The sequence below is a fragment of the Bradyrhizobium sp. LA6.8 genome, from assembly GCF_040547935.1.
GTDB lineage: Bacteria > Pseudomonadota > Alphaproteobacteria > Rhizobiales > Xanthobacteraceae > Bradyrhizobium > Bradyrhizobium barranii.
The window spans coordinates 176,736-199,123 of sequence record NZ_JBEPQQ010000005.1; the positions used below are offsets into that span (position 1 = coordinate 176,736).

The 22,388-nt window shown below is 65.6% G+C and carries 19 protein-coding genes; 11 read left to right on the forward strand and 8 right to left on the reverse strand.

Features of this window, described 5'->3' with window-relative positions:
- Positions 1-3: 3 nt before the first annotated feature.
- Genes soxX through ABIA90_RS24645 form a run of 4 tightly spaced genes read right to left on the reverse strand, consistent with a single transcriptional unit; the run spans position 4 to position 4,426 of the window.
- On the reverse strand, positions 4-456 hold the full coding sequence (soxX, locus tag ABIA90_RS24630) for a sulfur oxidation c-type cytochrome SoxX (RefSeq protein WP_354119833.1): 453 nt from the start codon (positions 454-456) through the stop codon (positions 4-6).
- Positions 449-1,732, reverse strand: coding sequence for an FCSD flavin-binding domain-containing protein (locus ABIA90_RS24635; RefSeq protein ID WP_354119832.1), 1,284 nt, complete (start codon positions 1,730-1,732; stop codon positions 449-451). Before ABIA90_RS24635 ends, soxX begins: the two co-directional genes overlap by 8 nt.
- 46 nt (positions 1,733-1,778) lie before the next feature.
- Positions 1,779-3,965 (reverse strand): xanthine dehydrogenase family protein molybdopterin-binding subunit, encoded by a 2,187-nt coding sequence (locus ABIA90_RS24640; RefSeq protein ID WP_354119831.1) that lies wholly within the window; start codon positions 3,963-3,965, stop codon positions 1,779-1,781.
- An 11-nt stretch (positions 3,966-3,976) separates the two neighbouring features.
- Positions 3,977-4,426 (reverse strand): (2Fe-2S)-binding protein, encoded by a 450-nt coding sequence (locus tag ABIA90_RS24645; protein WP_028156974.1) that lies wholly within the window; start codon positions 4,424-4,426, stop codon positions 3,977-3,979.
- A gap of 266 nt (positions 4,427-4,692) precedes the next feature.
- Here ABIA90_RS24645 and ABIA90_RS24650 point away from each other — a divergent pair, with 266 nt between their 5' ends.
- The 7 genes from ABIA90_RS24650 to ABIA90_RS24680 all read left to right on the forward strand — a co-directional run bounded on the left by ABIA90_RS24650 (position 4,693) and on the right by ABIA90_RS24680 (position 13,291).
- A complete protein-coding gene (locus ABIA90_RS24650; RefSeq protein ID WP_028150121.1) occupies positions 4,693-4,947 on the forward strand; it encodes a hypothetical protein in 255 nt (84 codons plus the stop codon).
- 70 nt (positions 4,948-5,017) lie between these two features.
- Complete coding sequence (locus tag ABIA90_RS24655; protein ID WP_354122478.1) at positions 5,018-6,076, forward strand: radical SAM/SPASM domain-containing protein; 1,059 nt, start codon at positions 5,018-5,020, stop codon at positions 6,074-6,076.
- Positions 6,073-8,037, forward strand: a complete 1,965-nt coding sequence (locus ABIA90_RS24660) for a RiPP maturation radical SAM C-methyltransferase (RefSeq protein ID WP_354119829.1) — start codon at positions 6,073-6,075, stop codon at positions 8,035-8,037. Before ABIA90_RS24655 ends, ABIA90_RS24660 begins: the two co-directional genes overlap by 4 nt.
- Complete coding sequence (locus tag ABIA90_RS24665) at positions 8,034-9,194, forward strand: radical SAM protein (protein ID WP_354119828.1); 1,161 nt, start codon at positions 8,034-8,036, stop codon at positions 9,192-9,194. Before ABIA90_RS24660 ends, ABIA90_RS24665 begins: the two co-directional genes overlap by 4 nt.
- The gene (locus tag ABIA90_RS24670; RefSeq protein WP_354119827.1) at positions 9,191-10,621 is read left to right on the forward strand and encodes a hypothetical protein; all 1,431 of its coding nucleotides are present in this window, start codon (positions 9,191-9,193) and stop codon (positions 10,619-10,621) included. Before ABIA90_RS24665 ends, ABIA90_RS24670 begins: the two co-directional genes overlap by 4 nt.
- Positions 10,622-10,643: 22 nt before the next feature.
- Positions 10,644-11,483 carry an aKG-HExxH-type peptide beta-hydroxylase gene (locus ABIA90_RS24675; RefSeq protein ID WP_354119826.1) on the forward strand — a complete coding sequence of 280 codons (840 nt, stop codon included), beginning with the start codon at positions 10,644-10,646 and terminating at the stop codon, positions 11,481-11,483.
- Between the two features lie 185 nt (positions 11,484-11,668).
- Positions 11,669-13,291: a B12-binding domain-containing radical SAM protein gene (locus ABIA90_RS24680; protein ID WP_354119825.1), complete on the forward strand. Its 1,623-nt coding sequence runs from the start codon at positions 11,669-11,671 to the stop codon at positions 13,289-13,291.
- Between the two features lie 4 nt (positions 13,292-13,295).
- On the opposite strand, the gene ABIA90_RS24685 is transcribed toward ABIA90_RS24680, so the two are convergent.
- Positions 13,296-14,684, reverse strand: a complete 1,389-nt coding sequence (locus ABIA90_RS24685; RefSeq protein ID WP_354119824.1) for an MFS transporter — start codon at positions 14,682-14,684, stop codon at positions 13,296-13,298.
- A 171-nt stretch (positions 14,685-14,855) separates the two neighbouring features.
- Here ABIA90_RS24685 and ABIA90_RS24690 point away from each other — a divergent pair, with 171 nt between their 5' ends.
- Together ABIA90_RS24690 and cax are read left to right on the forward strand one after the other, a co-directional pair.
- On the forward strand, positions 14,856-15,917 hold the full coding sequence (locus ABIA90_RS24690; protein WP_354119823.1) for an isocitrate/isopropylmalate dehydrogenase family protein: 1,062 nt from the start codon (positions 14,856-14,858) through the stop codon (positions 15,915-15,917).
- A 334-nt stretch (positions 15,918-16,251) separates the two neighbouring features.
- Positions 16,252-17,352 (forward strand): calcium/proton exchanger, encoded by a 1,101-nt coding sequence (cax, locus tag ABIA90_RS24695; RefSeq protein WP_354119822.1) that lies wholly within the window; start codon positions 16,252-16,254, stop codon positions 17,350-17,352.
- 94 nt (positions 17,353-17,446) lie between these two features.
- Here cax and ABIA90_RS24700 read toward each other — a convergent pair whose 3' ends face one another.
- The 3 genes from ABIA90_RS24700 to ABIA90_RS24710 all read right to left on the reverse strand — a co-directional run bounded on the left by ABIA90_RS24700 (position 17,447) and on the right by ABIA90_RS24710 (position 19,873).
- A complete protein-coding gene (locus ABIA90_RS24700; RefSeq protein WP_354119821.1) occupies positions 17,447-17,854 on the reverse strand; it encodes a hypothetical protein in 408 nt (135 codons plus the stop codon).
- 177 nt (positions 17,855-18,031) lie between these two features.
- On the reverse strand, positions 18,032-18,670 hold the full coding sequence (locus ABIA90_RS24705; protein ID WP_354119820.1) for a hypothetical protein: 639 nt from the start codon (positions 18,668-18,670) through the stop codon (positions 18,032-18,034).
- A gap of 9 nt (positions 18,671-18,679) precedes the next feature.
- Positions 18,680-19,873, reverse strand: coding sequence for a zinc metalloprotease (locus tag ABIA90_RS24710; protein WP_354119819.1), 1,194 nt, complete (start codon positions 19,871-19,873; stop codon positions 18,680-18,682).
- Between the two features lie 231 nt (positions 19,874-20,104).
- Between ABIA90_RS24710 and ABIA90_RS24715 the strand changes: the two genes are divergently transcribed.
- Positions 20,105-20,317, forward strand: a complete 213-nt coding sequence (locus ABIA90_RS24715; protein ID WP_354119818.1) for a hypothetical protein — start codon at positions 20,105-20,107, stop codon at positions 20,315-20,317.
- Between the two features lie 69 nt (positions 20,318-20,386).
- Positions 20,387-22,381: a LodA/GoxA family CTQ-dependent oxidase gene (locus ABIA90_RS24720; protein WP_354119817.1), complete on the forward strand. Its 1,995-nt coding sequence runs from the start codon at positions 20,387-20,389 to the stop codon at positions 22,379-22,381.
- The last annotated feature ends 7 nt before the right edge of the window (positions 22,382-22,388 follow it).

Genomic DNA, 22,388 nt, shown 5'->3' on the forward strand with positions numbered 1-22,388 from the left:
AAGCTAGTTCCGAAGCGTTACAAGAAAGGCCACGATGTCTTCGATCTCCGCGGCGGATAATATCGGCTTGCCGGCAAAATTGCGCCCGACCCGGACCAGCCCGTGGTTGCGATAATAGGACGGCATGATGGTCTGCGGGTTGTAGCGCGATGCATCGACCAACCGCAGCCGCAACTGGCCAGCCGACCACCAGTTCCCGGTGCCGGTGAGATCGGGTGCGAGGTCACCCTGGAACCGCGCCTCCGGGAACGGACCGGAATGGCAGAGGATGCAGGTCGTGGTGCGCGCCACCACCAGCGCGCGTCCGCGCGCGGCATCGCCCGGCGTGCCCGTGAGCGGCTCCGGGATGGTGTCACCGATGATCTTGTAGGGCACGAGCTCGTCGGCTCTTGCGCCACAAGCCAGGGCAACGCCGGCGGCGATCAGCGCTGCGATATGAAGGAATGCTCTAGCCAAAGGTGTCCGCCGTGATGGTTTGAAACCAGCGCTCGGCTTCAGCCGCCTCGCGGGCGCGGAGCTCGCGTGGTGCATCGACCGGGCTAGTCGCGCCGCCTTCGACCTCGGCAAAGATGTCACCCCTGGGCTGGTAGTTGCCGGCGAGCGAGAAGCCGTAGCCGGGCGCGGCCGTTGTATAGCAGACGCCGGTCAGCCGCGGCGTCTCCGGCGCGCGGCCCGCGAACAGGTTGAGGATGGCGGCGGCGCAGGCCTTGCCCTGTGCGCTCGCGGCCGACGCCGATTTGGGAATGCCGCCGCCGAGGCAGGCATCGCCGATGACATGGATGTTCGGGACGAGCTTCGACTCGAAGGTCACGGGATCGATCGGGCACCAGCCGGTCGCATCCGCCGCGCCCGCGATCTCGGCGATGCGGCCGGCGCGTTGCGGCGGGATGACGTTGGCGACATCAGGCGTGTAGTTGCCGAACTCGGTGATGATGGTCCTTGTCGAAGGATCGACCGAGGTGACGCGACCACCCTGCGACAGCGCGATGCGCTCGATCATGTCGCCGTAGAGCTCCTTCCACGCCTTCTCGAACAGCCGCTGCTGCGAAAAATTGTCCTTGGCATCGAGGACCAGGACCTTCGAGCGCGGCTTCTTCGTCTTCAGGTAATGCGCGATCAGGCTGGCGCGTTCGTAGGGCGCGGGCGGGCAGCGCGAGGGATTGGCCGGGATCGCGATGGCGACCGTGCCGCCGTCCGCCATTGCCTCCAGCTGCCTGCGCAGCAGCAGCGTCTGCGCGCCGGCCTTCCAGGCATGCGGCATTTTTTCGGATGCCGCTTCGTCATAGCCGGGCAGCGCCTCGAAATGGAAGTCGATGCCAGGGGAGAGCACGAGACGATCATAGGGCAGCGCGACGCCGTCGGTCGTCACGACGCTGCGCCGCTGCGGCTCGATTGTGGTCACGGCCTCGCCGATCACGGTGATGCCCTCGGCGGCCAGCTTGTCATAGTCGAATTGCTGCGCGTCGATCTCACGCAGGCCCGCAATCACCTCGTTGCTGAAGGGGCAGGAGGTGAAGACCGCGTTCGGTTCGATCAGGATGATTTGCAGGTTTTCCTGCGCGCGTTTCAGCGCGCGGGCGCAGGCCGCGCCGCCGAACCCGCCGCCGACCACGACGATACGTGCTGCCGATTGCGCACGCGGGACCGATGGCCGCGCCAGCGTTGCGGCGGCCGCGGTGATGCCGAGCACGGCATTCCGCCGTGTCACCGGGCGCGTGGTCATCAGGATCATCCAGGCAAAAATGCCGCGGCGGCCGTTGCAGCCGCCGCGGCGTTTCTCAGGCGAAGGTGATGTTCTGGTCGCGCAGCGGCACCGAGCGGATGCGCTTGCCCGTCGCCGCGAAATAGGCGTTGAGCACCGCCGGCGCCGCGACGCCGATGGTCGGCTCGCCGACGCCGCCCCAGAACCCGCCGCTCGGCACCATCACCGATTCCACCTTCGGCATCTCGTTGATGCGCATCGAGTTGTAGGTGTCGAAGTTGGTTTGCTCGATCTTGCCGTCCTTGACGGTGCAGCCGCCGTAGAACAACGCGGACAGGCCATAGACGAAGGAGCCGGCGATCTGCCGCTCCACCTGCGCCGGATTGACGACGTAGCCGGGATCGGTGGAGGCGACGATGCGATGCACCTTGATCTTGTTGCCGTCGGTCACCGAGATTTCGGCGGCGCCGGCGACATAGCTGCCATAGCCCATGACCTGCGCGATGCCGCGATAGACGCCCTGCGGCGCCGGCTTGTCCCAGCCGATCTTCTCGGCCACGGCATTGAGCACCGCCAGATGCTTGGGATGGTTGCCCATCAGCTTGCGGCGGAATTCGAGCGGGTCCTGACCTGCGGCCTGGGCCAGCTCGTCCATGAAGCATTCCATGTAGATCGCGTTGTGATTGACGTTCACGCCGCGCCAGAAGCCGGGCGGAACGTGCGGATTGCGCATCGCATGCTCGATCAGGAGGTTCGGCACCGAATAGCCGAACGCGGCTTCGCCGGACTGGGCGACGCCCTGGAATGCGGCCGGATCCATGCCGTTCTGCAGCGCTTCGGGGCGCAGCGAGAACAGGATCGATTGCCCGGACAGGCGATAGTGCAGCGCCACCAGATTGTTGTTGGCGTCGAACGCGCCGGTCATCTTGCACTGGGTGATCGGGTGATACCTGCCGTGCGCCATATCCTCTTCGCGCGACCACAACAGCTTGATCGGCGTGCCCGGCATCTGCTTGGCGATCATGACCGCCTGGCGGACGTAGTCGGTCTGGCCGCGCCGACCGAAGCCGCCGCCGGGCATCACCTTGTACATGTCGCACTTCTCCGCCGGCAGGCCGGAGGCTTCCAGCACCGCCGCGAAGACGGCCTCGCCGTTCTGCGTGCCGCACCAGACCTCGCATTTGTCGGCCGTGTAGAGCGCAGTGGCGTTCATCGGCTCCATCGTGGCGTGGTTCTGGTAGGGGTAGTTGTAGACGGCTTCGACTTTCTTCGCTGCGCCGGCAATCGCGGCTTTGACGTCGCCGTTCTTGTTGCCGACATAGGCCGGCTGCGAATCGTCGAGGCCCTCAGCCAGCCACTTCGCGATCGACTCGCTGGAGACCTTGGCATTCTCGCCCTCGTCCCAGACGATCGGCAGCGCTTCCAGCGCGGTCTTGGCGTGCCACCAGGTGTCGGCAACGACCGCAACCGCGGTGTCGCCGACCTTGACGACCTTCTTGACGCCTTTCATGCCGGTGACCTTGGCTTCGTCATAGCTCTTCAGCTTGCCGCCAAACACCGGGCAGTCCTTGATCGCGGCGTTCAGCATGCCCGGCAGCTTGACGTCGATGCCGTAGGTCATCGTGCCGGTGGTCTTATCGGCGGTGTCGAGGCGCAACAGGCCCTTGCCCGCGATGGTCCAGTCCTTGGGATCCTTGAGCTTGACGTCGGCCGGCGGCGTCAGCTTCGCGGCGGCTTCGGCGACCTTGCCGTAAGTTGTCGTCTTGCCCGACGCCTTGTGGGTGATGACGCCCTTGGCGACGGTGCATTCGGAGGCCGGCACCTTCCATTCGTTCGCGGCGGCCTCGATCAGCATCACGCGCGCGGTGGCGCCGCCCTTGCGGACATAGTCTTGCGACGAGCGGATGCCGCGGCTGCCGCCGGTCGAGAAATCACCCCAGACGCGCTTGCGGGCGACGCTCTGGCCGGGGGTCGGATATTCGGTCGTGACCTTCGACCAGTCGCATTCGAGTTCCTCGGCGACCAGCTGGGCGAGGCCGGTGAGCGAGCCTTGGCCCATCTCGGAGCGGGCGATGCGGATCACGACGGTGTCATCGGGCTTGACCACGACCCAGGCGTTGACTTCCGGCGAGCCGTCGGCCGCGCGGACCACGGCGGGGCCACCGAAGGGGAGATCGAGCCCGATGGCGAGGCCGGTGCCGACAGCGGCGGTGCCGATGACGAAGGCGCGACGGTTCATCTTGGGAGAAACATGCTTGTTCATGGGGCGGCTCCTCAGGCGCTGGCGATCGTGTGGATCGCTTCGCGCACCTGCTGGAAGGTGCCGCAGCGGCAGATATTGGTGATGGCCTCGTCGATATCGGCGTCGGTCGGCTTCGGCTTTTCGGCGAGGAGTGCGGCCACCGCCATGATCATGCCGCTCTGGCAATAGCCACATTGCGGAACGTCCTTGGCGATCCAGGCTGCCTGCACCTTGTGCAGCGTGTCGCCGGATGCGAGCCCCTCGATCGTCGTGATCTTCTTGCCTTCGGCCTCGCTGACCGAAATCCCGCAGGAACGGATGGCGACGCCGTCCATGTGAACGGTGCAGGCGCCGCATTGCGCAATGCCGCAGCCATATTTGGTGCCGGTCAGGCCGGCATTCTCACGGATCGCCCAGAGCAGCGGCGTATCCGGCTCGACGTCGAGCGTGAAGGTTTTTCCGTTGATTGTTAGGTTTGCCATCGCAAGTCCCCTGATTGGCCCAATCCACCGATCGGACTCAGGGCGCAATGTGTCTGGCAAATTGGAACTGTTCAAATCAATAGTCCGAGGGGTGGCCAACAGCGAGGCTGGCATGCGCGGGGAAGAATGTCGGGCGCGCGGTGTTGCGTTGTGAACGGCGGTACAAATCCGCAGCCTTTGGTCGTATCGAATTCGTTTGACTATCTGAGGGTATTGTACAACCTTTGGTTTGATGGATCATTAGTCCATCCTAAGGGAGAATCTCCATGGGCCGCATCGTCACGATCGATCTCGAAAAAGTTCTCGCGTCAGGTAACGATCTCAAAGCCAAGTCACCGTCCGGACTCACCACCCACGCCGATTTGCTCAGCCTTGCCAGCGACGTCAGCAAGGACCCGGTCTCCTATCTGAGCAGCGTTGGCGTACAGCTCGACGACCAGACGGCGTCGATGCTGCGGAACAAGCTGGCCACGCGTAGCGGCGGCGTACAGGCCGGTACGATCCATATCGACATCCTCTGATCCCGCATCTGCAGATCATGATGGCCGGCTGACCGGTTCGCCGGGCAGCCGGGATATGAGGTCGTCGGCCATGGCGTTCGGCGCACAATTTTTATCCGATTTCCGCGCGGCCAGGGTGACGCCTACCAATCTCGTTCTGAACGTCACTCTGAAATGCCCGCTCAAATGTTCGCATTGCTGCTTTTCATCTGACATGTTTCACGGCGGGCACCTGTCCGCCGCGGACGTTCATCGTTGCATTCAGCAGGCCGCACAGATCCCGTCGATGGAGATCATCCATTTCGTCGGGGGAGATCCGATGCTGCATGCGGACATCGTTGCCGACGCCGTGGCACTGGCCGCGTCGCTGGGCTTGCGCGCGGGTATCACCACGAGCGCGTTCTGGGCCAAGTCGCCCGCGCGGGCAACGGCGGCCGTTCGGCAATTGCGCGCGGCCGGGCTCACCGAAATGACGTTGTCTTACGACGATCCCCACGCCGAGTTCGTGCCGCTGAATTTCATTGCCAACGCGGTCGCCGCTGCGCGCGAATGCGGCCTGCTGCTTCGGATCGCCGTGGTGGTCGAGGCGGGTTCGAAGATCACCGCCGCCAGCCTGCGCGCCGATCTCGGCCTTCAGGACGAGCCCGGCATCAACATCTATGAGACCGTCGCCAACTCGACCGGTCGCGGCGAGGGCACGGACGAGGACACGCAGGCGGGGCGCGTTCGCCATGCCTCGGCCTATCGCGGTCCCTGCGAGTCCGTTCTCCACACGGTCACGGTCGACCACGAGGGTGGCATCCGGCCCTGCTGTGGCGTGCTTCCCCATTACGACTCGCTGAAGGTCGGCCACATCGCGAAGGAAGGGATCGAAGCCGCGATGCAGGCGGCCGCGGACGATCCGCTCTACAGATGGATCAGGCTGGAGGGACCCGTCGCCATCCTCGCCGCCGTCACGGCCGCCGATCCCGTGCCGATGCGCGTCGAGGATTTCGACGGCATCTGCACCGCCTGCGATCGCATCTTTCGCTCGCCAGAGCTGCTGGCGCGCGTGCGCGAGGCCGCCGAGGCGCGCCGCGGCCAGATCGAAACCTGCGAGATCCTGCTGGACGGGCAAGCCGCATCGGCCAACCTCGTGGCCGCACAATGAGCGTTGATGTCCTCTTCTGCTCGGCGCCGGTGATGTCGGTGGTGCGGCCGTCGGCGGCGCTCGGTCTGTTGCAGGCGCTGCTGCGGCAGAAGGGCATTCGGGCCGAGACGCTCTATCTGAACCTGCTCTTCGCCGACCGCATCGGGCTCGATCTGAACGAGCAGCTTGCGGAGAGGCTGCCGAGCCACCTCCTCGCCGGCGATTGGCTGTTCGGCGATTGCCTGGGCACGCGGCCCGGACGGCCGCAGGCGCAGCGCCACCTCAGCGAGCTCAGCGCCGCCATCGAGCGCAAGGGGCTGGACCAGCTCTACGAGATCCGCCGCAACCTGATTCCGGCCTTCGTGGCGGAAGCGGCCGACCGACTGCTAGAACGCACCCCCAAGATCATCGGTTTCACCTCGATGTTCGAGCAGACGGCCGCTTCGCTCGCGATCGCGGCCGCGGTCAAGGCGCGCGATCCGTCCGTCGTGGTCTGTTTCGGCGGCGCCAATTGCCATGGGCCGATGGGCGCGGTGCTGCTGAAGAACTTTGCGCAGATCGACTATGTTTTCAACGGCGAGGCCGATACCGTGTTCGGGCCGGCCGTCGAGGCGATCCTGCGCGGCGAAGTGCCCTGCGGCCTCCCGGGATGCCTGTCCCGCGACCAGCCGGCTGCTGGCGCAGCAGCCGGTCCGACCGCGATGGATGCGCTGCCGATCCCCGACTACGCCGACTATTTCGCCCAACTGCCCTGGATGTCTGAAGCCGCGCGCGTGCGTCCCTCGATTCCGTTCGAGTCCTCGCGCGGTTGCTGGTGGGGACAAAAGCATCACTGCACCTTCTGCGGCCTCAACGGCGAGGGCATGGCGTTCCGGGCCAAGTCGGCGCCGCGCGTGCTCAGCGAGATCGAGACGCTGCATGCGGAGTTCGGCATCGGGCGCTTTGCCGCGACCGACAACATCCTGGGCATGTCCCATATCGACGGCGTGCTGGGCAGGCTCGCCGAACGCCCGGCGCACGGCTTTCGCTTCTTCTACGAGATCAAGGCCAATATGGACGAGGCGCAACTCGAGAAGCTGGCGCTCGCGGGGACGGTCTGGTTGCAGCCCGGCATCGAGAGCCTGTCGGATCCGGTGCTGCATCTCATGCGCAAGGGCGTGAGCGCGCTGCTCAACCTGCGCCTGCTGCGCAATTGCCGCGAACTTGGCGTCGGGCTGGTCTGGTCGATCCTGTACGGATTTCCCGGCGAGCCCCGCGACGCCTACGACGCCGTCGCCAAGATGGTCCCGCTGCTCGAACATCTTCAGCCGCCGGTCGGCTGCGGCCGTATCCGGCTCGACAGGTTCAGCCCCAATTTCGAGCGTGCCGCCGAGATCGGATTCCGCAATGTCACGCCGATGCCGGCCTATGGCGCGATCTACAATGTCCCCGACGAGGATCTTTTCGACCTCGCTTATTTCTTCGAGGGCGACGCGCCCGATGCCGCGCGCGAGCAGGATCTGGTGTCGCTCAAGGCCGCGAGTGCGGCCTGGCGCGCGCGCTGGTTCGACCAGCCCTTTGCGCCGCAGTTGACGATGACGGCGGTTGGCACGGCGCATCTCGTCAGCGACACCCGGGCATGTGCGCTCCAGCCGTTCTATTGTCCGACACCGGCCGAGATCGCCGTGCTCAATCTGCTGCGCAACCCCTGCACGCGACCGAGCGTCATTGAACAGCTGGCCGATCGTTTGGATGCGGCATCAGTCGAGGCCGCACTGGATGCGATTCTGGCGCGACGGTTTGCGATCGAGATCGACGGCAGAGTGTTGTCGCTCGTCACCGCGGCCGGCCGCGAGATTTTTGACGCCGACGCGCGCGCCGAATTTCCACTCGGATTCGTCCTGCCACGCGAGCGTATAGCGCTGCCGGAAGAAGTCGGGTTGCACGCGGCCTTGACGAACGCCCGCTACGAGCCGGCTGACCTCGAACGGGTGCAGCCATGACCGTCGAAGTCCGCCCCCTTGGCGACAAATGCAACATCAAGTGCCGCTACTGCTATCAGGAGGGCATCCGCACCGCCGGCAACGTGCCGACGCGTTACGATCTCGATGCGATCATGGCGACGCTGGACAGATTGGCGGAGCCCTTCAGCCTGTTCGGCGGCGAGATCATGCTGACGCGCCGGCCCGATCTCGAACGCCTGATGCAGCTTGGCTTCGACCGCCATGGCGGCGTCGGCATGCAGACCAACGGCACGCTGATCGAGGAGCGCGACATCGCGCTCTTCAGGAAATACCACGTGCGCATCGGCATCTCGATCGACGGGCCGGGACCGCTCAACGATGCCCGCTGGGCCGGCAGCCTGCCGGCGACGCGGCGTGCCACCGCGCGCATCGAGGCGGCAATCGAGACGCTGTGCCGGGAGGGCATGCCGCCGAACGTGATCGTGACGCTCAATCGGATGAACGCCGCGCCGGCTCGGCTCGGCGTGCTGTGCGAGTGGATCGGGTTTCTCGGCGGCCTCGGCGTGCGCAAGCTGCGCCTGCACCTGCTGGAGCAGGACGAAACGCAAGGGGGCGAGGGTCTCGCACTCACCGCGCAGGAGAACCTTGCGGCCTTGAGGCGACTGCGCCGGCTCGAACAGGAGCTGCCGTCGGTCCAATTCGACATCTTCGCCGAGATGGCCGCGATGCTCAGGGGCAATGACGCGCAGACCTCTTGCGTCTTCCACGCCTGCGATCCCTATGCGACCCGCGCCGTGGTGGGCGTCGAGAGCGATGGCCGGCTCGGCAATTGCGGCCGCACCAACAAGGATGGTGTGACCCATCTGCGTGCCGGCCGCGAGGCCTTCGAGCGCCAGCTCTCGCTTTACCGGACGCCGCAGGCCGATGGCGGATGCGAGGGTTGCCGGTTCTTCCTCGCGTGCAAGGGCAATTGTCCGGGCACCGCGATCGACGGCGACTGGCGGATGCGCTCGATCGATTGCCCGGTGTGGTTCGGCCTGTTCGAGGACATCGAGACCGAGCTTCAGGCGAACGACGAGGTCGCGATCAGCCGGTCGGAACGCCGGTCCGATCTCGAAGCGAAGATGATCGCCGCCTGGTCGATCGGTGACAATCCGACCCTGCATTCATTGCTCCAGCAGGCGGACGCACCATGACGTCCGCCTGGCCGACCTGCTGGCTGACCTGGCCCCGTCCTCCGCTCGCGGCCGCGCCGCGGGAGCCAGCCGTCGCCAAGGCAGCGACGCAGCGCATCAGCTTCACCGGCCCGCAGGCGCGCGCGCTCTGGCAGCCGCGTCTGGATCGCCTCAGGCATGCGGCGCTAGCGATCGAATTCGAGATGGTGCGCCGGAAGCGCATTCCGGCCACGCTGGTGTGGACTGGCTATGATGGCATCGCCGCCCTGACCGAGCGGGCGCGCGCGACCGGCCTGGAGGCCAAGCCGGTCAAGGCGTCGCTCGGCTATGCCGCCGACTGGCCGCTCGAGGCATCGATCGCGGAACCGAAGCGGCTGCTCGACTATGCGTTCCTGATCGGCGCTGCGCCGCTCGACACATCGATCGCTGAGCCGGCGGCGGACGGCCTGGAGCAGGCGACGATACGGTTCGGCTATCCCGCATGCTGCGCAAGATCCTGGGCGGACTATCTTGGGCGCGGCGGAAGCGATCCGTTGGCCGGCATCCTCGCATGCGCGGACAAGGCGGCCGTGCCTGTCCATATCGCACTCGCGGTTCTTGGACTGGGGCCGGTGAGACACGCGCCTTGTTCTGCGGACTGTTCCGCTACGCGCGATCTTTCACGTGGGTTCATCGATCTCGGCCGCCAGCTGGGATTGGCCGAGGAAATGAGTTGGCTGGAAGAGATGGCGGATTGGACGGTGGGTGCGTCGCTGGTCAATGGCGTTGCCGAGATTGCGACGGCCACCTTCCGCTGCACATGGCTGTCGGACGAGGGCACACCGTCGCATCGGCGGCCTCGTCAACGCGCGGCGGCGCACCTGGACAAGCGAAAGGCCGCAGCGGTCGAGCCCGCGGACAGCGCCGATATCCTCACCGAACTCGGCGGCGGATTTGAAGCGGCCGGTTTCGAAAACCCCTTCGCCATGCGCTCGCGCTTCAGCACGGTGGTCTGGGAGCAGACCGCTGCGCTGCGCCGCGCGGGATCGGCCGTGCATATCGGATGCGGCGATGGCTTGCTGCTGGAATTGATCGCGCAGGCGAGGCCAAAGCTGAGATTATACGGCACCGAGGAAAATGCCGCGCTAGCTGAAGCCGCGCGCCGGCGCCTGGGTGCGTCATTGCCCGTGCTCGGCGGGACCAGCATCGCGGCGATCGCGGCGCTGTCGCGTCTTGCACCAGATGGCATCGACCTCGCTTTCGTCGATCCGGAACGGCTTGGCGGCCGCGAAGCGCTTGCCGCTGTCCGCGCGATCGCGAAATCAGTGATCGTGATCGGCACCGACCGATCGCTGCACCGGCTTGGGGATATGGACACGCTTGCGGCATCGATGGGATTTGCCTTGCTGCCTGGACGCGCAGGGCGGGTCTCCGCGGCCCTCTCGGCGACGAGTGGTCGCCCGCACTGACCGGTTCGAAGGAGAGATCGCCATGGACGCGACGTCGATTGACTGGGAACGCACGGCACGACCGCAGGCCGACGGCTACGATACCGCCGTCGCCCTCGACCTGATCGACACCGAGCCGACGCCGTGGCGGCCGCTGCCGCCGCAGCGTCCCCCGGTGAACGGTGCGCCGGCCATTGCGGATGGCAGGGTTGCCCTGCGCACGGAGGATCCGCTGCTGCCGGCGCCGCGGTTTGTCCCGGACGCGCAAGCCGTCCCTGCGCTGGAGCAGGCGCTGCATTACGTCCGCCGCTGGCCGCTCGCTGCGAAACAATGGCCTGATATCGTGCACACCATCCAGTGCTATCACGACACCGAGCAGCCGACCGAAGGGCCCGGCCGGCTCGGCTCGGCCAGCCACTCGGTCGACGCGCGGTTCGGCGTCATCGGCCTCACGGTCAATTGCCCGCTCGCGACCGCGCAGGCGATCGTCCATGAAATGGCCCATCACAAGCTCCGGGCATTCGGCGTCGCCAACGAGAATGCGATCCGGATCATCAGCAATCCGCAGGACGAGCTCTATCCCAGCCCGATCGTGGTCGACCGGCCGCGTCCAATGACCGCAGTGCTGCACGCGCAATATTCGTTCATCCACGTCACCCAGCTCGACGTGCACATGCTGGAGCAGGAAGACGACCCGCAGGTTCGCAGCGACATCCGCGCCCTGCTCGCGCGCAATGCGTCGCGGATGGAGCAGGGGTTCGAGACGCTGCGGCAGCACGCCCGCACCGATGCGGCCGGCCGGGCGTTTCTCGGCGCGTTCTTCGCCTGGTGCAGCGACGTCCTGGCGAGCAGCCGGAAGATGCTTGCCAGCGAGCGCGGCTGATTGCCCGCTCTGCCCAGGACCGGGTTCCAGCCCTAAACGCCAGCTACGCGGTTTGAGGCGACTTTCGGCTGTGAGTGCCGGTTCCACGGCCGATCGGCGCTGCATTGCGGCGACAGTTTGTCCTTTTTACCGGGGTGCAAGACGAACGCGCTCTGGTACACTGGGACGAAGCAAAAAGGGATTCCATGAACGTACCGCAGCGCTGCAACGTATTGATGCTCTATCCGCTGTTCTTGGCGGAGTCGTTCTGGAGCTTTGGCGAATCCTGCGAGCTGATGGGTGTGAAGCGACCCGCGGCCCCACTCGGCCTGATCACGGTGGCCGCGATGCTGCCGAAGGACTGGACGGTCCGGCTGATCGACTGCAACACCCAGCCCCTTGGTGACGAGGATCTCACCTGGGCCGACGTCGTGTTCACCGGCGGCATGCTGCCGCAGCAGGCCGATACGCTGCGCCTGATCGAACTCTGCCGCGCCGCCGGCAAGCCGGTGGTCGTCGGCGGACCCGATCCCACCTCCAGCCCGCACATCTACGAGAAGGCCGACTTCCGGGTGCTCGGCGAGGCCGAGAGCGTCATCGACGAGTTCATCGCGGCCTGGGAAAGCGGGGCCCGCTCCGGCGTCTTCACTGCGCCGAAATTCCAGGCCGACGTGACAAAGACGCCGGTGCCACGCTTCGATCTCCTGAAGTTCGAGGACTATCTCTACCTCGGTGTGCAGTATTCGCGCGGCTGTCCGTTCACCTGCGAGTTCTGCGACATCATCGAGCTCTACGGCCGTGTGCCGCGCACCAAGACGGTCGAGCAGATGTTCGTCGAGCTCGAGACGCTCTACCGGATGGGCTACCGCGGCCATCTCGACTTCGTCGACGACAATTTCATCGGCAACAAGAAGTCGCTGCGGCAGTTCCTGCCCCAGCTCGCCGAATGGCAGCGCGCGCACGGCTATCCCTTCGAATTGTCCACCGAGGCCTCGGTCAACCTGGCCGACGATCCCGAGCTATTGGAGCTGATGGGCGCGGCCAATTTCTTCGGCATCTTCGTTGGCATCGAAAGTCCGGACCCTGCAACGCTGGTCGCGATGCGGAAGAAGCAGAACACGCGGCGCAACATCGCCGAGAGCATCCACAAGATCTATGCCGCCGGCATGCTCGTCACCGCGGGCTTCATCGTCGGCTTCGACACCGAGAAGGTCTCGATGGCGGAAGCGATGATCGATTTCATCGAGGAGGCCGCGATTCCCGTCGCCATGGTCGGCCTGCTCTATGCGTTGCCGAACACGCAGCTCACGCGCCGACTCGAGCGTGAAGGCCGGCTGCATCCGGGCCACGATCTGGCGCCGACCATCGGCGCCGATCAGTGCACGGACGGCATCAACTTCGATCCGGTCCGCCCGTTGCGCGACATCCTGACGGACTACAAGCGGGTGCTGGAGCACATCTACAGCCCCGCCGCCTACGCAGGACGCGTCGACCGCCTGATGACGCTGCTCGACCGATCCAGGCAGCGCCCCGAGCTCGCCGAGGGCGACATCCGCTCGCGGGTCGGGGCGATGGAGACGGTGCACCGCGTTGTCACCGCCCTTCCCGAAGCGCGCGGGCCGCTGTGGCAGACCTTCATGAACTGCGCCAAGCGCGACACGTCATCGGCACGGATCGCGGTGCAGATGATTGCCGCCTATGCGCATCTCGGGCCGTTCTCGCGCAAGGTCATCGAAGCCATCGACGGGCGCCTCGCTGCGCTCGATGACGAGACGGGCATCCCGACCGCTGCGACGCTCGACACCACCGCAGCCCGGCACCTGGCCTGAAGGCTTACTTCACCGCCAGCCGCAAGAAGCTCATGACGCTGCCGAGCGCGGCAAAGCCGGCGCCGAGGGCCAGCGCGACGGTTGCGCCGTCGTGGCCGGCAAGCGCAAAGCAGAGGGCGGCGAGCGCCGCGCCCGTGGTCTGGCCCGTCAGGCGTGCGGTCGCGACGATGCCGGAGGCGCTGCCGCTGCGGTGCGGCGGCGCGCTCGACATCACCGCCTTCATGTTCGGTGCCTGGAAGAAGCCGAACCCCATGCCGCAGATCACCATCCGCCAGATGATGTCGGGAATGGCAGGATTGGACGGGAGCATCGCGAGCAATGCCATGCCGAGGCCGAGCAGCACGAGCCCGATGCCGCCGAGCAGGCCGACGGCATGGCGGTCGGAGAGGCGCCCCGCGATCGGCGCCATGATGCCGACCACCAGCGGCCAGGGTGTCATGAAGAAGCCGGTCTCGACCTGCGAACGCCCGAGCACGTCCTCGAAATAGAACGGCAGCGAGACGAAGGCGAGGCCCTGCACGGCGAACGAGCACACCGCGGTCGCTGCCGACAGCGCGAACATCGGCCGGCTGAACAGGTCGATCGGCAGCATCGGCGCGGGATGGTCGGCATGCCGGCGCGTCAGGATGAAGCCGAGTGCGAGGGCCGTGATCAGCTCAATGCCCACGACGACGGGCGACAGATTGTGCGCGGCGCTGCCGATGCCCGTGATGAACAGGCCGAGGCAGGCAGACGCCAGGACCGCGCCGAGGAAGTCGAAGCCGTGATCGGCGCGCGGCGTCTTCGGCAGCATTGCATAGCCGATGCCGATCGCGACAAGACCGAACGGGATGTTGACCGCGAACAGCCACGGCCACGGGCCGACTGCGAGAATGGCGGAGGCGATCGATGGACCGATGGTGAAGGCGGTCGCGACCACGAGCGCGTTGTGGCCAAAACCGCGGCCGAGCATCCGGCCGGGATAGACGAAGCGCACCAGCGCCGTGTTGACGCTCATGATGCCGCTGGCCCCCAGGCCCTGCAGCGTGCGCGCGACCAGCAGGCTGTCCAGCGACCACGCCACCGCACAGAACAGCGAGGCGATGGTGAACAGGATCAGGCCGCCGAGATAGATGCGCTGGTGCCCGACGATCTCGCCGAGCGCACCGAGCGGCAGCAAAGTGGCCACCAGCGCGATCTGGTAGACGTTGACCACCCAGACCGATTGCTCCGGCGTGACGTGCAAATCGGCGGCAATGGCTGGCAGCGCGATATTGGCGATCGCGGTGTCGAGGGAGGCCATCGCCAGCGCGGTGAAGATGGCGGCGATCGCCCAGCGCCGCTGCGTGGCCGGAAGGCCGTCGGCAATGGGATGGTCGGGCTCGCGCGCGGCGGCAGGTAACGTGATTGTCATTGCCTGGCGCGTTGCTCCGGCGGCGTGGTGAAAGTGGACTTTCGGCATGTACTACGCCGATGGCCGCTTCCACAGGCATATGCTTGCATGCTGTGTATGCGCGAAGGTCAGGCGATGCGGCCGGCGGCTGGCGTATGATCGCGCCAGCTGCTGCAATCTTGGGGGATCACCATGCAAATCGTCGTTCTGCCCGGTGACGGCATCGGACCGGAGATCACGACCGCGACATCGGGCGTGCTGCGCGCGGCCTCCGAGCGATTCCAGCTCAATCTGCGCCTCGAGGAGCACGCGGTCGGGCATGCGAGCCTGAAACGGTTCGGCACGACGGTACGCCCCGAGCTGCTCGACATCGTCCGCGCCGCCGACGGCCTGATCCTGGGGCCAACCGCGACCTTCGACTTCAAGGACGAGGCGCATGGCGAGATCAACCCGTCCAGGCACTTTCGCAAGAGCCTCGACCTCTACGCCAATGTCCGGCCCGCGCGCACCTATGCGGGGCGGCCCGGCCGGCTCGGCGAGTTCGACCTCGTCGTCGTGCGCGAGAACACCGAAGGGTTCTACGCCGACCGCAACATGGAACAGGGCAATGGCGAGATGCTGGTCACGCCTGACGTCGTGATCTCGCTGCGCCGGATCACGCGCCTCTGCTGCGAGCGTATCGCGCACGCCGCCTGCCGTCTGGCAATGAAGCGGCGAAGACATCTGACCATCGTGCACAAGGCCAATGTGCTCAAGCTCGGCGACGGCATGTTCCTCGACATCTGCCGCGCGGCGGCGAAGGGCTATCCCGGCCTCGAAGTCGACGACATCCTCGTCGACGCCATGATGGCGCATGTCGTGCGCAATCCCGATCGCTTCGACGTCATCGTCGCCACCAACATGTTCGGCGACATCCTGTCCGATCTCACGGCCGAGCTCTCCGGCAGCCTCGGCCTCGGCGGCTCGCTCAATGTCGGCGATCGCTACGCCATGGCGCAGGCGGCGCACGGCTCGGCGCCTGACATCGCGGGGCAGGACGTTGCCAATCCGGTCTCGCTGATCCTCTCGACGGCGTTGCTGCTGGCCTGGCATGGTGAGAAGAGCGGCGCCGTGCGCTACGAGGAAGCCGCGCGTGCGATCGAAGCCGCGGTGGCGAAGGCGCTTCGCGAGGGCCGGGCGACGCGCGACGTCGGCGGCAAGCTCGGCACGATCGCGGCCGGTGCTGCGATCGCGGAGATCTTGCAGGCGGAGTGAGAGGTGCTGCGTGTCCTTCCGCTTTTTTGGGGGGCAACACAAAAACTCGAAAAACAACCCCATGCACAGTAGAAGGCTCCTTGATCGATAAGGGATTTTCGGAGCGCGTCGCGACGACCTTCGTGACAGTGATCACGTTGACCCGTCGGGCAAAACACTGGCATGATGCTATCGTGCCAGCGGTCGGGGACAAGGGCGCATTCTCATCATGCGCGACGTCCGCTTCCTGACGTCCAGTGGCCCGTCTCCTCTGGCCCGCTTGAGCCAGATCAAGACTCACCCCGCGGCGCCGCCGGACCTTTCCATCAACGCATCCATGGAAAGGGCGGCCCATATGACAACCCTGCTCAGGGAAATCCGGGATACACCCCTGCTCTGGATGCTGGTCTTCGTGCCCATCGTGCTGGTGGCGGAGGCGGTCGCCCCGCATTCCCACACGCTGCTGTTCGTGCTCGCCGTGCTTGCGATCGTGCCGCTGGCGGCGCTGCTCAGTCACGCCACCGAAGCGGTCGCCGCCAGAACCGGCGATGCCGTGGGTGGGCTGCTCAACGCAACGCTCGGCAATCTGACGGAGCTGATCATCGCCATCACGGCGCTGCGGGCAGGCGAGTACATGCTGGTGAAGGCCTCGATTGCCGGCGCGATCGTCACCAACGCGACATTCATGCTCGGCGCCTGCCTGCTGCTCGGCGGCCTGCGCTACCACGTGCAGGAGTACAACCGCGCCGGCGCGCGCCTGTCGTCCGGCCTGTTGCTGATGGCGACAGTCGCCCTGCTGGCCCCCTCGGCAGTCGCCGACCTCGAGCATTTGCCGCAGGACGGAAGCGTCATTCACAAGCTTAGCGTCGGCATTTCAGTCCTGCTGATCGCGGCTTACGCGCTTGGCCTGTGGTTCTCGCTCGGGACGCACAAGGAATTGTTCGCAAGCGCCGATCACGGCGAGCAGGAGGAAGCGCACTGGCCGATCGGGCTAGCCGTTGGGACGCTGCTGGCCGTCACCGTGCTGGTGGCGCTGGTGAGCGAGATCTTCGTGGAATCGGTGCAGAAGGCGGCGGAAACCTTCGGCATGAGTCCGGCTTTCGTCGGGTTCATCATCGTTTCGCTGGTTGGCGCCGCTGCCGAATTTGCAGTTGCCCTTGCCGCTGCGCGCAAGGACCGCCTCGACATGGTCGTCAGCATTGCGCTCGGCAGCGCCTCCCAGATCGCGCTGTTCGTTGCACCCGCGCTCGTGCTGCTCAGCTATGTCGTGGGACCGACGCCAATGAACCTTCAGTTCTGGCCTGGCGCCGTCACCATGGTGATGATCGCAACGGTCACGGCGACCTTCATCACCACCAGTGGACGCTCGGCATGGTTCGTCGGCGCCCTGATGATTTTCATTTATGCGGTGTTCGCGCTGACGCTGTATGTCGTCCCACCGGCGGGCGAGGGATGAGGTGCACTCGCCCGCCGGCACAGGGGTGAATTGGCCCATCGGAGAATGGCGGCCCGTGGCGAGCCATCCTCCGAAGCGGCGAATACGTTTCCCGCTAGTAGGCCCAGTAGCTGCCGGTGGGCGGGCAATTGTCGCCGCCGTAGCCATAGCCGTAGTTGCCGCCGCCATAACCGTAATACGATGCGGCCGGGTAGCCGTTGCCATAGGCGGGATAACCGCCATAGTAGCCACCGTAGTACCCGCCATAGCCGCCGTAATAGGCGCTCCGCGCGATTGCGCCGCCGACGACCGCGCCGGCGACCACACCGTAACCGAGGCCGCGATAGCCGTAGCCGCCGCCGCGCCAGCCGCCGACCCAGCGCACTTCGGTGGTGGTCTGATCGACCATCGATTTCATCGTCGAAAGATGCGTCGGGATCGGCCCGGCCTGAGCGATTGTGCCTGATAGCAGGGCGCCGGCTCCGGCGAGAACGAAGGTACGCAGGGAATTCGAGGATGTCATGATCGATCATCTCCTTGGCTTACGGGCGGCGCTTTCTGCGCGGCCGTACCCATTCCGGGATGGCAATGCCGCGGCGGGTTTGATCCAGATCAAGCGTCGACGGCGTATCCGGCCTGGACCTCGACGGGATCAATGTGCGATGCCGTCGGTAAGCACGCGCAGGCTCGTGGCGGGCGACTACTTCAAGTCGACCGTATCTTCCGCGATGATTTCTTCGTCGAATCCGGTCGTCCGCAACACGCGTACTGCGGCACGTTTGGCGCCGGCGAACTGATTGCGATCGACGTCCACCTCGGGGGTGGGACGACTCACTGCGATCGTGTCCCACGTCGACCTGTTGTCCGGCTTGACCTGGACCGAGTAGGTTACGCCGGCGACGGGCTGCAATCCGCCGAGCTGGTCGATCTTCAATGGTCGCCGGCTGGCTGCCGCAGCCCCGGCGAGCTCAAGTCCGAAGGTGGCGCCTGCAGCCGGCCCGGGAGGTGCCGCCCCGGCCTCGTACCTGCTGATCTCCTTCCCCTTGAGCTGGAGGCTTACCGACTTCATGCCGCTCACCCGCGGAAGGTCCGCCTGAATCAGACCGACTTCGTTCGGCCGGTCGGGTTCAGCAGATGACCGGCGGATCACGACTGGCTCACGGTAGACTTCCTTGCCGGTGCCGTCGTAAGCCACGAGTTCCACATCCTTGTCGGTGGCGGCGTCCGACGCGATGGTGGAGACCGACGGGTTCACATACATGATCTTGCCGTCACCAGCGGTCTTGTTGATGGTGGCGACGACGTGAACGAATGATCCGGTCTTGATTTCGGTCTTCATCGGATCCTCCTAGGCGACCGGCGGACCGAGGGCGTCCTCTTCCAAAAGCCGGGTCATTATCGCCTGGTAAGTGTACGCCGATAGCCACTGGTTGTCTGCATAGGTCATCACGTCATGATATGTGAGCCCCGGCAACGCAGCGGCCGGCAAGCCGAGTTCGTGATCCCCGGTGTCGACACCGACATATTTGTTGTCCGGCTTGCTGATACAGCCGTTCTCATAAGGGAATGTCGGATCGCTCGCGTCCTGCGCGGCGGGGGGAAATCCCGGATGAAACCGGCCGAACGTATGTCCGAGTTCGTGAGCACCGTACCAGTCGGCGTATGACGCGTCGCGATCGCCGGCAAAGCCGTTCGGCACGCCCGCGGGTCCGGAAGCGACGGTGTCCGGCTGGGGCGTGCCCGGAATGGCGAACGCCTTTCCTCGCATGAAGTTGTTGGACGCGTTATCGTCGACGAGACCGTAATAGTGCGTGCGCGGGTCGACGCCGCTGCTCACCTCGCGGCTTCGCAGCGCGGCGATCTGGGCATTGGCGAGATCGACCGTCGAGTCGTCGAACGGTGCGGCAAAATCCGCGTCCACCACCATGTGGGACCATTCGAGCGCGGCGACAGGATAGGCGCGGTTGAGAAACGACTTGAGATACGAAAAGTGGACCGCAGCGGGGGTGACGGTCGTCGTGCCCGCCCTGTATCGAAGACCGATCACCCGGATGCGCAGCGGCGGCGCCGCCGTGAATGTGACGGGCGCGATGTTGAACGCCGCCGCCGGAAGGTCGCCGCCTCCGGGCTGAAAGATGCGGCTGATGCGCAAGCTGAGTGTGCCCGCGCCGATGGCCGCGGCCGGCAGGCGGAAGTTCAGGCTCTTGTCGATGTCTTCCCGCTGTTCGCGGAGACTGAAGGGCGAGCCCGGGTCCACCCGAAGCGAGTTGAGGGCCGGGACGAACGTGTCGCCTCCGCCGCTCCGGCTCCACGCAATTTCCGCGGCGATCTGACCGGGCTGCGACACCGAAGTCGGCTCAAGATAGAGGCGAACGAGCGTCGCCTTATCGGCGACCAGCGGCACCGAATTCGTCACGTCCTGAACACACTGGACGATCTCGACGCCGCGCACCTGCACGCCGGTCTGCGGCTGAGCAAGGCCGAGCGGGCGGCGCTTGCGAGGTTTGAGTCTGGGAACGCCCGAGCCGCGATGCACGCACATCATGCACATGGTGTTGTTCCGGCTTTGATGACCCGTAACGCGAGCTTCGCTTTGTCGCGTGGACTTTAGGTCTACGTTGATACTATACTACTCGCTATAATTGAACAAAGCCAACCCTGCGGATCGGTCATTTGGACGCAGCGCGGTTGACATAGCCTGTTGTCGGAGCCGGTCGCGAAAGGCCCCCGTACAGCAAGTTCTGCGGCGAATTATTTGCGCGGAGGACGTTCGATGCTGCATCGCTTTCAGTCGCGTGGGCTCGGCGCGGCAGCTGCTCCGCAGAGCACCGCGCCGCCACGTTCGGAGTTCGAGCCGATCGAGGACATCCGCGCCTCGTTCATCGACAAATTCCAGAGGCGGCGGATCGAGGCCGGCGAGAAACCCGCCGCCGCGAGGCGCAGCCTGAACGGACAGCCGATGGACGAGCCGGACCATCCGCGCTGATGGCCTCGCGGCAAGTCTCGTGCGACGCCTCCGTTTTTGGACAATCCCTTTTGATATCGAGGTCAGACGATGATCGATCCAAACGCAATTGCAGCGCTGAAAGTCTATCCGCCCATCGGCGTCGCCCGCGTTGGCAACGCGCAAGGCGCCGGCGACTACGTCATCGGCCCCGAGATGATCGGCGGTGCGTCGACCTTGCCCAGCACGACGCCGGAACAGCCGGCTCGCTTTGTCGAGGACTTTCGCACCGCGAATGGAGAGATCAAGCGGCAAGCCGCGCGCTTCCGCATCTACGCCCACATGAAGGACGGCAGCGTGCAGGAGGTGACCGCTGCATCCGCGAAGATCGAGTGGCGCGTCTGCATCGCAAACCTCAAGGCCGGCTGGTACGAGTTCAACCAGGCAATGGACCTCGGCCCGCTGAGCCAGAACGCGTTGCAGCGAAATCGCGAGCTGGTTTTGCCGGACGCCAGGTGGAAGCTCGACATCACGCCAACCCCGCGAAGCATCGCGGGGCAGGGGGCTGGCCCGATCAGGCTGGACGATGGCGCGTTCTGGGCTTCGCCGGTCTATCTCGGCGAGCTTCGTACCGATGAGGAGGGGCGGCTGATCTTCCTCGGCGGCAATGGAGTTTCGCGGCCTTTCCGCAAAGGGACCCGGCCCCTGACTTTCGCCAACAATCCAGGTTGGCACGATGACGTCAGCGACGGGCCGGTGCGGGCGCAAGTGACATTTGCGGGGCATGCACCGATCGATGCGGAGCCCGGCTATGTCTGCGTTACGCCGCCGAATTACGCGCCGGGGCTGTTCGGTCTCGTCACGATGGACGACGTGGTGCGGGAAGTGTTCTACGACAAGGGCTGGATTCCACGACCGGTCAAGACCTCGTTCGTCAACGACGTGCAACCAATCTTTCAGCGCCTGACCGGACTGCAATGGGTCAACCACGGGCTCTTCGTCGTTCATGGTTTTGGCTCGCCGCTCGACGCGCAGAATGCGCAAGTCCTCGCCAAGCTCAACGACGCGTCTGCTGCGAATGCGGCGTGGCGCGCGGCCGTGCTGGCGTTGTTTCGCGATCCAGGCGCGAGCGGCGCACTGATCGAAGATCAGATAGCGCAGGTGTTCGGCGATGCGGTCGACCAATTCTTCGAAGGTCCGCCGAAGCCTTCGAATTCGCTGCTTGCCGTGACGAAGACCCAGTACGCGCACCTCAAGCGCTGGGCTGCTGGAACATTCGACGCCGACGGGCCGTCGCACCAGCCGCCGCAGGCGCAGGACTTCGATGCCCTGCCTCCCGAGGTCCAGGTCAAGCATCTCGAGCGCGCATCCTTGCACGATTGTCTCGGCGGCCCGTTCCATCCCGCGATGGAGATGACATGGGTGATGCGGATTCCGCTGATGTGGACATCGGCGTATCGGCTGAAGGTCCTGGCCGGTGAGCAACCAGCGCGGCAGGACTTCGGGGGGACTCTCACGCCGGCGGTCTGCACCGGCGCGAACGGCCCACACGACGGTGTTGCCGCAGGCTGCCTCACCCGTTTCCTCGGCGTGCCCTGGCAGACCGATCATACCTCGTGCAATTCGGCCGCCGACTACTTCCCGTCGACGTTCCTGTCGATGCCGACGTTCTGGGGACCGCGTGCCCCGGATCAGGTTCTGGCAGACGGAAACTATCTGCGTGCGGCCGCCATCGCGCCTCTCGGCCAGGCGACGCAACAGCAGACCTTCAAGCACCTGATGAACCGGGTCGACTGGTTGCGCGACATCCGCGGCAACGATTACTATGACCGCCTGTCGAACATGATTGCGGAATGGTCCGAGCTCGGCATGGTGTTGCCGGTGAAGAACGCGCCTGCATCTCTGCCGGTGCAGGATCTGCGGGTCGAGCAGGGACGCCGCGACAACAGCGGGCCGATCGATGTCACGGCCGATCCGAAGTACCACGCGGTCGAAGACATGGAGAGCCTTTTCTTGCCGCAGACGACAGCGGGCCTGGCGCAGCGGCGCGGCGCACGCAAGACGGCTCCCCCGCCGAAGCGGACCTATCGCCCGGGCGAGATCTGACCTTGGA

Excerpts from the sequence above, each read along its gene's own strand:
- ABIA90_RS24635 (WP_354119832.1), bottom strand. The coding sequence starts at position 1,732 with ATGATCCTGATGACCACGCGCCCGGTGACACGGCGGAATGCCGTGCTC.
- ABIA90_RS24640 (WP_354119831.1), bottom strand. The coding sequence starts at position 3,965 with ATGAACAAGCATGTTTCTCCCAAGATGAACCGTCGCGCCTTCGTCATC.
- ABIA90_RS24645 (WP_028156974.1), bottom strand. The coding sequence starts at position 4,426 with ATGGCAAACCTAACAATCAACGGAAAAACCTTCACGCTCGACGTCGAG.
- ABIA90_RS24650 (WP_028150121.1), top strand. The coding sequence starts at position 4,693 with ATGGGCCGCATCGTCACGATCGATCTCGAAAAAGTTCTCGCGTCAGGT.
- ABIA90_RS24655 (WP_354122478.1), top strand. The coding sequence starts at position 5,018 with ATGGCGTTCGGCGCACAATTTTTATCCGATTTCCGCGCGGCCAGGGTG.
- ABIA90_RS24660 (WP_354119829.1), top strand. The coding sequence starts at position 6,073 with ATGAGCGTTGATGTCCTCTTCTGCTCGGCGCCGGTGATGTCGGTGGTG.
- ABIA90_RS24665 (WP_354119828.1), top strand. The coding sequence starts at position 8,034 with ATGACCGTCGAAGTCCGCCCCCTTGGCGACAAATGCAACATCAAGTGC.
- ABIA90_RS24670 (WP_354119827.1), top strand. The coding sequence starts at position 9,191 with ATGACGTCCGCCTGGCCGACCTGCTGGCTGACCTGGCCCCGTCCTCCG.
- ABIA90_RS24675 (WP_354119826.1), top strand. The coding sequence starts at position 10,644 with ATGGACGCGACGTCGATTGACTGGGAACGCACGGCACGACCGCAGGCC.
- ABIA90_RS24680 (WP_354119825.1), top strand. The coding sequence starts at position 11,669 with ATGAACGTACCGCAGCGCTGCAACGTATTGATGCTCTATCCGCTGTTC.
- ABIA90_RS24685 (WP_354119824.1), bottom strand. The coding sequence starts at position 14,684 with ATGACAATCACGTTACCTGCCGCCGCGCGCGAGCCCGACCATCCCATT.
- ABIA90_RS24690 (WP_354119823.1), top strand. The coding sequence starts at position 14,856 with ATGCAAATCGTCGTTCTGCCCGGTGACGGCATCGGACCGGAGATCACG.
- cax (WP_354119822.1), top strand. The coding sequence starts at position 16,252 with ATGACAACCCTGCTCAGGGAAATCCGGGATACACCCCTGCTCTGGATG.
- ABIA90_RS24700 (WP_354119821.1), bottom strand. The coding sequence starts at position 17,854 with ATGACATCCTCGAATTCCCTGCGTACCTTCGTTCTCGCCGGAGCCGGC.
- ABIA90_RS24705 (WP_354119820.1), bottom strand. The coding sequence starts at position 18,670 with ATGAAGACCGAAATCAAGACCGGATCATTCGTTCACGTCGTCGCCACC.
- ABIA90_RS24710 (WP_354119819.1), bottom strand. The coding sequence starts at position 19,873 with ATGTGCGTGCATCGCGGCTCGGGCGTTCCCAGACTCAAACCTCGCAAG.
- ABIA90_RS24715 (WP_354119818.1), top strand. The coding sequence starts at position 20,105 with ATGCTGCATCGCTTTCAGTCGCGTGGGCTCGGCGCGGCAGCTGCTCCG.
- ABIA90_RS24720 (WP_354119817.1), top strand. The coding sequence starts at position 20,387 with ATGATCGATCCAAACGCAATTGCAGCGCTGAAAGTCTATCCGCCCATC.